At 35.6% G+C, this 12,110-nt stretch carries 13 protein-coding genes; 5 read left to right on the top strand and 8 right to left on the bottom strand.

What is annotated here, in order from left to right:
• Position 1 precedes the first annotated feature (1 nt).
• From CXF67_RS11680 to radC, 3 genes are read right to left on the bottom strand one after another with little or no spacing between them, the layout of a single operon-like run.
• Positions 2-676 (bottom strand): YjjG family noncanonical pyrimidine nucleotidase, encoded by a 675-nt coding sequence (locus CXF67_RS11680; protein ID WP_102088900.1) that lies wholly within the window; start codon positions 674-676, stop codon positions 2-4.
• Positions 673-1,959, bottom strand: a complete 1,287-nt coding sequence (locus tag CXF67_RS11685; RefSeq protein ID WP_102088901.1) for a polysaccharide deacetylase family protein — start codon at positions 1,957-1,959, stop codon at positions 673-675. Before CXF67_RS11685 ends, CXF67_RS11680 begins: the two co-directional genes overlap by 4 nt.
• A gap of 3 nt (positions 1,960-1,962) precedes the next feature.
• A complete protein-coding gene (gene radC / locus CXF67_RS11690; protein ID WP_102088902.1) occupies positions 1,963-2,661 on the bottom strand; it encodes a RadC family protein in 699 nt (232 codons plus the stop codon).
• Positions 2,662-2,795: 134 nt separating this feature from the next.
• Here radC and CXF67_RS11695 point away from each other — a divergent pair, with 134 nt between their 5' ends.
• Positions 2,796-3,374, top strand: coding sequence for an FMN-binding negative transcriptional regulator (locus CXF67_RS11695; protein ID WP_102088903.1), 579 nt, complete (start codon positions 2,796-2,798; stop codon positions 3,372-3,374).
• 2 nt (positions 3,375-3,376) lie between these two features.
• On the opposite strand, the gene CXF67_RS11700 is transcribed toward CXF67_RS11695, so the two are convergent.
• Together CXF67_RS11700 and ahcY are read right to left on the bottom strand one after the other, a co-directional pair.
• On the bottom strand, positions 3,377-4,732 hold the full coding sequence (locus CXF67_RS11700; RefSeq protein ID WP_102088904.1) for a UDP-N-acetylmuramate--L-alanine ligase: 1,356 nt from the start codon (positions 4,730-4,732) through the stop codon (positions 3,377-3,379).
• Between the two features lie 303 nt (positions 4,733-5,035).
• Positions 5,036-6,352, bottom strand: coding sequence for an adenosylhomocysteinase (gene ahcY / locus CXF67_RS11705; RefSeq protein ID WP_102088905.1), 1,317 nt, complete (start codon positions 6,350-6,352; stop codon positions 5,036-5,038).
• Between the two features lie 54 nt (positions 6,353-6,406).
• Here ahcY and CXF67_RS11710 point away from each other — a divergent pair, with 54 nt between their 5' ends.
• Both CXF67_RS11710 and CXF67_RS18855 read left to right on the top strand, forming a co-directional pair.
• Positions 6,407-7,039, top strand: a complete 633-nt coding sequence (locus tag CXF67_RS11710; RefSeq protein ID WP_102088906.1) for a 4'-phosphopantetheinyl transferase family protein — start codon at positions 6,407-6,409, stop codon at positions 7,037-7,039.
• 246 nt (positions 7,040-7,285) lie between these two features.
• The gene (locus tag CXF67_RS18855) at positions 7,286-7,495 is read left to right on the top strand and encodes a hypothetical protein (protein ID WP_102088907.1); all 210 of its coding nucleotides are present in this window, start codon (positions 7,286-7,288) and stop codon (positions 7,493-7,495) included.
• Positions 7,496-7,542: 47 nt separating this feature from the next.
• Here the strand turns inward: CXF67_RS18855 and CXF67_RS11720 are convergent, their stop codons facing one another.
• Complete coding sequence (locus CXF67_RS11720; protein ID WP_102088908.1) at positions 7,543-8,910, bottom strand: saccharopine dehydrogenase family protein; 1,368 nt, start codon at positions 8,908-8,910, stop codon at positions 7,543-7,545.
• 71 nt (positions 8,911-8,981) lie between these two features.
• Here CXF67_RS11720 and CXF67_RS11725 point away from each other — a divergent pair, with 71 nt between their 5' ends.
• Both CXF67_RS11725 and pckA read left to right on the top strand, forming a co-directional pair.
• Complete coding sequence (locus tag CXF67_RS11725) at positions 8,982-9,374, top strand: DUF423 domain-containing protein (RefSeq protein ID WP_102088909.1); 393 nt, start codon at positions 8,982-8,984, stop codon at positions 9,372-9,374.
• Positions 9,375-9,449: 75 nt separating this feature from the next.
• A complete protein-coding gene (pckA, locus tag CXF67_RS11730) occupies positions 9,450-11,045 on the top strand; it encodes a phosphoenolpyruvate carboxykinase (ATP) (RefSeq protein WP_102088910.1) in 1,596 nt (531 codons plus the stop codon).
• 81 nt (positions 11,046-11,126) lie between these two features.
• Here the strand turns inward: pckA and CXF67_RS11735 are convergent, their stop codons facing one another.
• Entirely contained in the window at positions 11,127-11,864 is a 738-nt protein-coding gene (locus CXF67_RS11735) for a uroporphyrinogen-III synthase (protein WP_102088911.1), read from the bottom strand.
• A gap of 29 nt (positions 11,865-11,893) precedes the next feature.
• The coding region (locus tag CXF67_RS11740; protein ID WP_145990463.1) for a DUF4271 domain-containing protein at positions 11,894-12,110 on the bottom strand (217 nt) is incomplete at its 5' end.

The following is a 12,110-nucleotide window of genomic DNA, read 5'->3' on the forward strand; positions in this document are numbered from 1 at the left end:
ATTAAAAAAAAGTTTTGAGTTCGTTTAAATTTTGAATTTGGATCCCTTTGTAATTTGCATCATAACCAAAAAATATGGCTTCTATCCCTATAGCCTTAGCTCCTTCTACATCTGCTTCAAGACTATCACCTATCATGATACTCTGGGAGTGCTTAGTTTTTGCAAGGTCTAAGGCATAATCAAAAATAATCCTGTTAGGCTTTTTAACTCCTGCGTCTTCCGAAGTGGTTATTGTCTTAAAGTAGGGAGACAATTTTGAATTTCCTAGTTTCTTATGTTGTACATCATAAAAGCCATTGGTGATAATATGAAGCTTATATTTAGCAGATAAATAGTCTAGCACCTCAAATGTATTGGGAAACAAATGGTTATAGTTTGGCAATTGTTCAATATAAGCTTGAGATAAATCATCAATTAGCTGTTCGGATGCTGAGAACTTAAGCGTATCAAACACGTCGCTCAAACGGTGAAATCTCAGGTTTTTTTGCTCGATCTTACCTTCCCTAAAAAGCTTCCAATACTTCCTATTCACAGGTAAGTAGACCTCTAGGAAATCGTTTAGCGGTAAATCGACATTATAACTTTTGAAAATAGTTTCAAAAGTAAGTTTTGAGTTTTTGTCAAAATCCCAAAGTGTGTGATCTAGATCAAAAAAAATATCAGTTATCTCTTTCATTGTTTCATTTCTTTCATGAGTGCAAATATGGCGTTTTTAGAATAGCGATCTACAAAATCTGAATTTTCAAATATGAAATTCATTTGTCCCTCTACTGATGCTATAGCGGATCTTAATTGCTTCAATTCTTCAATTTTTTCATAAATATCTACGCCTTTTAAAACCCTGGAATTTAAAACATAGGGTTGTATAACCAGTCCAGACACTTGTTCCAAATTCAAATCATAAAATTGGAAAGCGGTACAAGTCCCCGCTCGAAAGCCTATATTTTTTTGATAGCCCATAGAAAAATCTTTCTCGACTTCCAACTTGTTGAAATTAAGATAGGCATCTGGAAAATTAAGATGGTAATTTTTTATAAGAGTTTTTACTAAGCTCCTGTTGACTATACTTTCCCAACGTTTTATTTCCTTCTTGAGAATTTCATAGTCGTGAAGACCATCAAAACCTGGCAAAAGGCCTAGGTCTCCATAATCTCCCATAGATTTAATAAGGCTATGATAGATTCTTTTATTATAGCTTATACTTTTGCTGTATCTAGAGTAGTTGCTCAACTGAAAATAAAAATCGAACTTCAATTTATTTTCCTTTGCAAAACCTATAAGTTCATCATAGATATCATAAGGATCTGGCTGAAGCCTTAACATAGTTTTAAATCGTTCAAAAAGCGATTTGATTTGAAGTTGAAAAATATCTCTAAAGGAAGCACCCACAAATCTTACAAAACCATTGTGCCTATGTTCAAAAGCTTTGGACACTGCTATCAAAAACTGACTGTTAAACCTTCGCTTCGGAAAAGTGATACTGGGGAACTTAGCCTCCAATATTTTTTTCAGCTTATAAGCCCAAACATCTACCACTGGCTGTTTTAAAAAATCATGTTGATGGGCCAAGCTTTCTTCAATAGGATAAGAATCTACATCATTTTTCACATGAGGCTGATACTCTTCATATCGTGTAATCAAATAAAATGCTGCTGAAAAAATATCAAAAGGAATTTCACTTTCTGAAGAGACTCGAAAAAAGCACGGAACCTCTTCCCAATGATCCATACTGAAATTAAGATCGTTAATCCCTTGCTCATCTAACAAACCGAACTTTTGGATAAAAACTTCATTGCCTAATTTTTTCTTAGCGTAAGAAAACTTTACACCCTCGAAAGCAATGAAATCTTCAACTTTTGTACAGAACTTGACTTTAAACCCCAGTATCCTTCCACACATGTGTCTAAAGATATAGTTGATTCTTGGGGTTTGTTTTGGAATGTAGACTAATATTTCCATAAATTAAAGTATACCTTCATCTGCGAAGCTAAAATAAGTTTTTTCTGTAACAATAATATGATCCAAAATTTTTATATCTAATAGGTCACCGGCATTTTTCAATTTTTGAGTAATGGTTTTATCCGCTTGGCTAGGTTGCAAGGCTCCAGAGGGGTGATTATGAACCAAAATGAGGGCTGTAGAGCCATGAGCCAAAGCGCTTTTATAAACCAAACGAGTGTCGACCATAGTGGAAGTGATTCCTCCTTTGCTTAAAGGATATTTATAAATAATTTTATTTGAATTGTTCAACATCAGAATCCAAAACTGCTCATGATCCAAATCCCCTAAAAAAGGATGCATTATCGTAAATACATCCTTACTTGCAGAAATTTTATTAAGCTCTTGGACAGACTCCGCTCCTCTCCTATTCCCAAGCTCGAGTGCTGCAATAATACTAATCGCTTTGGCTTCGCCTATTCCTTTAAAGTCTTGAAGTTGGCTTAAATTGAATTTGGCGAGTTTCTGCAAGCTATTTTCAGAGGCATGTAAAATGCGTTTACAAAGCTCAACAGCACTTTCTCCCCTATTACCAGAGCCTATTAAAATCGCTAAAAGTTCTGCATCACTTAAGCTAGATTTACCTTTATGAATTAACTTTTCTCTTGGTCTATCACCTTCAGACCAATTCTTTATACTAAACGATTTTGAGGAGGGTTTCATACTAATGCTTATTTAGATAAAGGTAATCAAACAGGAAAAACCTGAGCTGGACAACTAACAAGTCATAAATAATTGACTCGGAACTAAAATCCAGCTAAAAAACAGTGTAATTTTGATATTATTATTTCTAAACTATGAGCTATTTACCAAGTCATTTTACATCCAAAAATTGGGAATCTGTAAAAACCTTTATCGAATTATTTCCGCTAGCCACCCTAATCAGTCTCCATGACCAAGAAATTTTCACGTCGCACATCCCTTTTATAATTTTCGATAACAAATTGGTAGGACATATTAACAAGGAGAATCCACAATTTCAGCATATCCACAAGTCCCGGGTAGAACTTATCTTTCATGCAGGCGATGCTTACATTTCTCCCTCAGAATTTGAAACTGATGAGCTCCCTACTTTTAATTTTGCAAAAGTTCATTTAAAAGGGAAAGCCAACTTTATAGAAGAACCTACGATGGTAGAGAGTTTAATAGCAATGACCAACCAATTAGATTTCAACTTTAAGCTTGAATCAAACCATCCTAAAATTCCTGCGTTAAAGCATTTTATACAAGGTCTTGAAGTCTCTATAGATGAGTTCCACGGAAGGTTCAAGATGAGCCAAGACAAAACTGAATCTCATTTTAATAAAGCTAAAACACTCCTCAAAAAAAGTCAGGAAAAACGCTTAAATCTGTTTTTAAACACCTTAAGTCAGTAAGATTATTGAATCCAATTTTTGATTTCTTCAAAATCCAATCCACCATAATTCCCACTGCTCATCAGTAATAAAACCTGGTCTAAATAAGACTTTGACTTCAAAAACTCTCTAAAAGCTTCAGGATTGGTAAATATTTTCAGGTCTTTTCTTCCAAAAGCCTCAAAGATTTGTTCTTCGGTAATAGCTTCAAGCTGTTTAATTTCTAAAGCTTTAGGAGAGTAAAACACCACAGCTTCATCTGCCGCATTCAAAGCTTCTTTGTACTCATTCAAAAACTCTGAATTCAAGCTACTATAGGTATGAAGCTCTAAACAAGCTAAAACTACCTTTGAAGAAAATTGTGCTTTCACCGCTTTTGTCGTGGCCAAAACTTTGGAGGGGGAATGCGCATAATCTTTAAAAACGATAGCTTTATTAGATTCTGCTATTTTTTCCAGCCTTTTGGACGCCCCTTTAAAGCTATTGATCGCTTCGTAGAAATCATCTTGGTCTACGCCCATATGTTGACAAATCCATTTTGCCCCTGCTATATTTTGTAAGTTATGCGTTCCAAAAACTTCCACGGGCAATGGACCTTCTGGAGTTTCCAAATAGGTTACCGCGTCATCTATGGTGTGTTCTGGAGTAGAATAGGCATGTTTTCGAGTAGGCTTTTTTGCATTTAAAGCCAGTTGAGTAAGTATATCATCTTCCTCATTGTAAACCAAAGTACTCCCATTGGTCATGGAATCAAGAAATAATTCAAACTGATCTACATAATTTTCGAAGGTGGGGAAGACATTGATATGGTCCCAGGCAATTCCACTTAGCAAAGCGATATTGGGTTGATATAGATGAAACTTTGGCCGTCTATCTAATGCAGAACTCAAATATTCATCCCCTTCCAATAAAATGAAGTCGTTCTCTTCGGTGAGGTGAACCATAGTATCAAAGCCTTCCAATTGTGCTCCAACCATAAAATCTACTTGTTTATCGTGATAATGCATCACATGTAGAATCATAGCAGTAATGGTGGTCTTACCATGAGACCCTCCTATCACTACCCTAGTTTTTTGCTTGGAATGTTCAAAAAGATATTCTGGATAAGAATAAATTTTAAGACCTAATTCTGTAGCTTTTAGAAGTTCTGGGTTGTCTGCTTTGGCATGCATACCAAGAATAACAGCGTCTATATCTGATGTTAACTTTTCTGGAAACCAACCAAACTCCTCAGGTAATAAGCCCTTTATTTTTAGCCTAGTTTTGGAAGGCTCAAAGATTTCGTCATCACTACCCGTGACTTGGTCTCCCTTTTCATGTAAGGCGATTGCAAGATTATGCATGGCGCTTCCACCTATCGCTATAAAATGTATATGCATGTATTGAAATTTAAATTAAAGGTAATAGATTTAAAAAAGCTCGAATACCAATTTAGTTTTTAAATGTTGTATTAAAAATTTGAATCCTACTACGACGTAGCTCAGCACAAGTTTTTTACTTAGTTGAGGAAAAAAGTATAAGCATAGCCCTAGTTACGGTTCCATTTTATGACGATTAATAAGTGAAAGAGAAACTAATTTTATCCGACATCTGTATGCTAAATCGGTATAAGGTGTGAGTCTTATTTTTAATAAAAAAACCAAGCTCTTTAGGCTTGGTTTGTACTAAATACTAGTTTACAACTAGTACCTATAATATTCAGGTTTAAATGGACCTTTAACTTCTACACCAATATAATCAGCTTGATCGGTTTCCAACTCTGTGAGTTCAACTCCAAGACGTTCTAAATGGAGTTTTGCTACTTTCTCATCCAAGTGTTTTGGGAGCATGTATACTTCATTTTTATACTTGTCTACATTTTGCCATAACTCTATTTGAGCAAGAGTTTGGTTAGTAAAGGAATTACTCATCACAAAACTTGGGTGACCTGTTGCGCATCCCAAATTAACAAGACGACCTTCAGCTAATAAAATAATGTCTTTGCCATTTATTGTATACTTATCGACCTGTGGTTTAATTTCCACACGGGTATCGCCGTGATTCTTTTTCAACCAAGCTACATCAATTTCATTATCAAAATGACCGATATTACAAACTATAGTTTTGTCTTTAAAAGCTTCAAAATGCTTAGCTCTAATGATGTCCTTATTACCTGTTGTCGTAATAATAATATCTGCTGTTGGGGCTACAGTTTCCAATTTCTTAACTTCAAAACCGTCCATAGCCGCTTGTAAAGCACAAATAGGGTCTATTTCTGTTACTGTAACTATAGAACCTGCTCCACTAAAAGAGGCAGCGGTACCTTTACCAACATCACCATACCCACAAACTATGACGCGTTTTCCAGCAAGCATGAGGTCTGTTGCTCTTCGTATGGCATCTACTGCACTTTCCCTACACCCATATTTATTATCAAATTTAGATTTGGTCACACTATCGTTTACATTGATAGCTGGCATAGGCAAAGTTCCATTTTTCACTCTCTCATAAAGTCTATGGACCCCAGTAGTTGTTTCTTCAGATAAACCTTTTATAGCATCTGCAAGTTCTGGAAAGTCGTCAAGAACCATGTTCGTTAAATCACCACCATCATCCAAAATCATGTTTAAGGGCTTTCTATCTTCCCCAAAAAACAAAGTTTGCTCTATACACCAGTTGAATTCTTCTTCCGTCATTCCCTTCCAAGCATAAACAGCAACTCCAGCTTCTGCAATAGCCGCTGCTGCATGGTCTTGAGTAGAAAAAATATTACAAGAACTCCACGTTACCTCAGCACCAAGCTCAACGAGTGTTTCAATTAACACAGCAGTTTGGATGGTCATGTGTAAGCAACCAGCTATGCGAGAGCCTTTCAAAGGTTTCTGTTTTCCAAACTCTTCTCTCAACGCCATTAAACCTGGCATTTCTGATTCTGCTAACTCTATTTCGCGACGTCCCCAATCTGCCAAAGAAATATCTTTAACTTTGTAAGGAGTATAATGTAATGTTTCCATACTCATAATTAATTTTATTATATTTTTGAACACAAAATTAAGGAAACCCTTTACAACTCTATGCCGATTTACAAAAGAATAACAGTAGATAAAGATACAACCGCCATCATCTGGAAGATAGAAGAATCTTTAGAAAGTCTGGAAGAGGGGGTCGAGTTAACTGAGTATTGCAGGAAGCGATACGACGGCATGAAATCTCAAATCCATAAAAAAGGATTTATGAGCATCAGGCATTTACTCAAGGAATTTGGATATTCTGATTTTGATTTAGACTACGACACTAAAGGCAAACCTCATCTTAACGATGGTCATGAGATTTCTATTACTCACTCTTTCGAATTTACAGCAGTTATAGTGTCCACCAAAAAAGTTGGAATTGATATCGAGAAACAACGCGACAAAATAAAACTCATCGCACCAAAGTTCACCCCTATTGAAGAATATGAAGCTCTTGGAGATACTGAAGATCTCATTAGAAAATTAACCATCGTTTGGGGAGCAAAAGAATCTCTTTATAAGCTTTACGGAAAAAAAGGATTGCTTTTTTTACATGATATCTTTGTGAACGACTTTGAAATTTCAAGTCAGAAAACTAAGGCTAGGGTAACTTCAAATAATGAAATCACTTTTTATAACTTAACTTTTTTTGAGTTCGAAAATTTCACTTGTGTGTATGCTATTGCCAATGATTAATCCTCCCTCACATCCTATTTACAGCAGTATTTTTAGGAGCATTCAAAATGGTAATCACTTATTTAGCGTTTTAATAGATCCCGATACGTTTACCCTATCTCAAACTCAAGAGTTTTTAAACTGTATACCAAACAATACTAATTTTATTTCAGTGAAAGTAGCACCCAATTAAAGAACTCTACTTTAGAGATCATCCCTACAGGATATATTTTGATAGATAGCAGCCTAACAACTTCTTTTTTGGAAATGAGTCGAACCAAAGCTATCTCTCAGAACCAAATTCCAATGGCAATCCATACTGCATTGACTGGTCAACTTTTTGTTTATCTTAACCCTAGAAATGGTGCAAAAACAAGAGTCTCCGCAGAAATAATTTCGGAAGGCAAAAAAGCCATTAATAATCCTCTTATTATTAATAGAAGAATTAAAAATGACTTTCAAACGATCTGTTTATGAGGCTGCCCATATGGTAGTTATGCGCAAGCGTTTTCAGCTTAATTCCTTTAGTTAAGTTGATCTGTGTTATAGCCTATAAATTCTTTTTCGGTCTCATCAAACTTAATATCGTAATCCTCTAATGATTTTAATATAGGATTGTATATTTCTGGAAATATAGGCCTCAACACACCAGGCTTTTTAATTTCTCCATTTAGAATTTTAAGAGCAGCAATACCTACGGGAAGCCCAACCGTTTTAGCCATGGCCGTATAAGTTTGGTCCTCACCAATACTTACCATTGTAGAATCAATTTGCCTTCTTTCCCCATTAAGCTCAAATCCAAATTTATGATACATCACAATCATATCTTTATCTTCTGGCTTTAAAGTCCACTTATCTTCTAGAATTTTTTGAAGAGCTTGAGCTGGAGTTGCATTTTTTAGTCCAATAATTTTCTTTGAATTAAAAATATCCAACTCTACAAGTTTATCCCAAATGAGATCATCTTGGTCAATTTTTAAGCTCAACCTTAGCTTAAGCTCAACTGAATCTGTTGGTGAATAGGGCAAGAATGAATTTACAAAAGACCTATAACTCATTTGTTCTGTGTGTTGCATCGCATAGGTATCGTCTGTCAATCCAAGTTGAACAAATACATTCCAAGCTTTGCTAAAACCAATGCGTCTTAGGGTTCCTCTGTAGATGGTAGGAATATTCTCCAATCCATATATACTTCTGTAAGCTAAAGAGTTTCGATTGGCTAAGCCTTCGAAACGCCCATATTTTGGAATGCTTAAAAATTCAGTTCTGCGAAAAAGGCGTTGGTAAGGAATATATTTATATTGACCGGCTTGGATAAATTCTGCGGCTCCACCTTGTCCAGCCACAACAACGTTTCTGGGATTCCAAGTGAATTTATAATTCCATAGATTATCATCGCTTTCTGGAGCGACGAGTCCCCCCGTAAACGATTCAAAAAGCAACATTTTGCCTCCTTGAGATCTTATTCTATCTATCACCTGCATTGCACTCATATGGTCAATGCCAGGATCAACCCCTATCTCATTCATAAAGGTGAGTCCTTTTTCTTTAACTTCTGCATCCAATGCTTCCATCTCTTTAGATACATAAGAGGCTGTGACCATGTTTTTATTAAACTTCACACAATCTTTTGCAACTTCCATATGGAATCTGGCAGGTAGCATAGAAATAACAATATCTGCACTTTGTATAGCATCTTGTCTATTGGCTTTATCAAAAATATCTAATTGCATAGCCTTTGCATTGGGATGATCTGCTGTTAGGCTCTTAGCATTATCAATAGAAATATCCCCTATTATTATGTGTAGGTCTTCTTCAGAAGAAGCCTTTAGCAAAAACCTAACGAGTGATGATGCAGATTTTCCAGCACCTATGATTAAAATTGATCTCATATTCAAAAATGGATTTTAATGATTAATTTTGTGTAAAAATTGAAATTACATAATATAATAGGGATACAAGGATGAAGCAAAGAAAAAAATTGGTTTTACTCGGAAGTTGTTTTGGAGGTATAGGAATTATCCTTGGAGCTTTTGCAGCTCATGGTTTGGAAAGCATAATTTCTGAAGATGCTATAAACACCTTTGAAACGGGGGTGAAATATCAAATCTACCACGCCTTGTTTTTACTTTTTCTATCCACACAGACCTTTACTACACAAAAACTTAACAAAATCCTCTTTTGGCTTTTACTCACTGGTGTTATCTTCTTTTCGGGTTCAATATATGGCCTAGCTACCAATGAACTTTCAAGCTTCGACTTTAAAACTATAGCTTGGATTACACCTATAGGTGGAATTTTGTTGATTTTAAGTTGGGCCTTACTCTTCATTCATATTATTAAAAAAAGCTCATAATTTATAATAATTACCTCCTTAATTTAAATATAAACTCGTTAGCTTTGTCTGTCATAATAACAACACAACAAAATTATGAATAACTTAAAGCGAATTACTAAAACGATTGAGTTAAAAGATTATGGCATCGATTCAAAGAGAATCAACTATCAACTTTCACCTGAAGATTTACATGAAATCAGCATTCAAAAAGGGATGGGTGTTGAGGTAGATAGTGGTGCACTTGCAGTCAACACTGGTGAATTTACAGGGCGATCTCCGAAAGATAGATTCATTGTAAAAGATGATATTACCAAAGATGAAGTATGGTGGAGTGACATCAACTTAGAATTTGACCCTGATCAGTTTGACAAATTATACAATAAAGTGGTTAACTACCTCAACGATAAAGAGCTTTTCGTAAGAGATTGTTATGCCTGTGCAGATGAGAATTACCGACTTAATATAAGAGTCATTAATGAGAATTCATGGAGCAATATGTTTGCTTACAATATGTTTTTAAGGCCTACGGAAAAGGATCTTGAAGATTTTTCTCCAGAGTGGACCGTAGTTAGTGCTCCTAGTTTCAAAGCAAACCCTGAGGTGGATGGGACACGGGCTCATAATTTTGCTATTCTTAATTTTACTCGAAAAATCGCCTTAATAGGTGGTACGGGATATACTGGAGAGATAAAGAAAGGGATTTTTTCTGCTCTTAACTTCATACTTCCAGTGATGAAAAACACTCTCCCCATGCACTGTTCAGCCAATGTCGGAAAAAAAGGAGATACTGCTATTTTCTTTGGTCTTTCGGGGACAGGAAAAACGACTTTATCTGCAGATCCAGACAGGAGATTAATCGGAGATGATGAACATGGATGGACCGATGAAAATACAGTTTTTAATTTCGAAGGAGGATGTTATGCAAAAGTCATAAACTTATCTCGCGAAGGAGAACCAGAAATATATGACAGTATTAAACCAGGAGCCATTCTTGAAAATGTAATTATTAAAGATGGGGAAGTAGATTTTAAAGACAAAAGCATCACTCAAAATACAAGGGTAAGTTATCCTATTCATCATATAGACAATATTCAACCTGGGTCTGTTGGGAAAAATCCTAAAAATATCTTTTTTTTAACTGCAGATGCCTTTGGCGTGTTACCTCCTATAAGCAAACTCACCCCTGGACAAGCTGCTTTTCACTTTATAAGTGGTTATACTGCTAAAGTGGCAGGAACAGAAGCTGGAGTTACAGAACCCATACCGAGTTTCTCTGCTTGTTTCGGCGCCCCGTTTATGCCTTTACACCCTACACGGTATGGTGAAATGCTAAGTAAGAAAATGAGAGAATCAGAAGTAAACGTTTGGCTAATTAACACAGGATGGACTGGAGGACCTTATGGCACGGGAAACCGAATGAAACTGAAGTTTACAAGAGCTATGATTACAGCTGCAATGGAAGGCCAACTTTCTGATGTGGAATACAAAACACACGATATCTTTAATATTGCTATCCCTAAAAGTTGTCCAAACGTCCCCTCTGATGTACTTAACCCCAGAGAGACTTGGGCGAACAAGGAAGCTTATGATTTAAAAGCTAAATCCTTGGCTAAATCGTTTAAAGATAATTTCAAAAAATTTGAATCTTACGCAGACGAAGAAATTTTGAATGGTGCCCCCAACGCTTAAAAACTAGAAAACATTATTAATTAAAGAGCCGATATACACTTGTATATCGGCTCTTTAATTTGATGGAAAGAAAACAATTAATTAATTCTCTTTTACATAGTTTTCAATGGCCATTGTCATAGATGGGGTTTTTGGAGTAGGAGCTTGTATCTGGACCTTTAGACCTTTCTCCTCGGCAGCTTTGATGGTTGAGTTTCCAAAAGCAGCGATGCGTGTGTTTTTTTGTTCGAAATCTGGGAAATTCTCGTAAAGCGACTTAATCCCGCTTGGACTGAAGAAAACCACAATATCATAAGACACTTCTCTAAGATGAGAAAGATCGCTTACCACGGTTTTATAAAAAATGCCACGCGTCCAATCCACACCAAGTTTATCGAGCTGCTGTGGGACGTTAGACTTAAGCATATCTGAAGAAGGCAATAAGAATTTTTCATCTTTATGCTTCTTGATACTCACTTCAAGTTCTTGAAATGTTCTTTTACCAACATAAATCTTACGCTTTCTATACACCACGTACTTCTGTAAGTAAAAGGCTACCGCTTCACTCAAACAAAAATATTTGAGACTATCCGGTATTTTATATCTCATTTCTTCAGCAATTCTAAAGAAATGATCTACTGCATTTCTACTTGTAAGGATGATAGCGGAAAACTTGGTGATGTCAATTTTTTGCTGCCTCACCTCTTTAGAATCTACTGGCTCAACGTGTATAAAGGGGATGAAATCAATTTTTAATTTTAATCTTTCTTCAAGTTCTGAATAAGGAGAGTTTTCTACATTAGGTTTGGGCTGTGAAATAAGGATACTTTTCACTTTCATAGAGATTGGTTTTTCTTACAAAATTCTAATTAGTCTGTGTTAAACATTTTAAAAAGAATTAAGTAAGGTACGATTTCAAAAACGCAAAGGTACAAAATAAAATAAAACCAATAAGCTAAAATATGCTTTTGATAAGAGAGAGCATAAATCAACAGCTTTATAGTGTAAAACAAGATCACAAGGGCAATAACCAAGGTCACAAAGAGTGAGTGTTCTATGTTTTGAAAATAGATGAGTAATCCAAAA

It is taken from the genome of Psychroflexus sp. MES1-P1E, assembly GCF_002836055.1.
Classification (GTDB): domain Bacteria; phylum Bacteroidota; class Bacteroidia; order Flavobacteriales; family Flavobacteriaceae; genus Psychroflexus.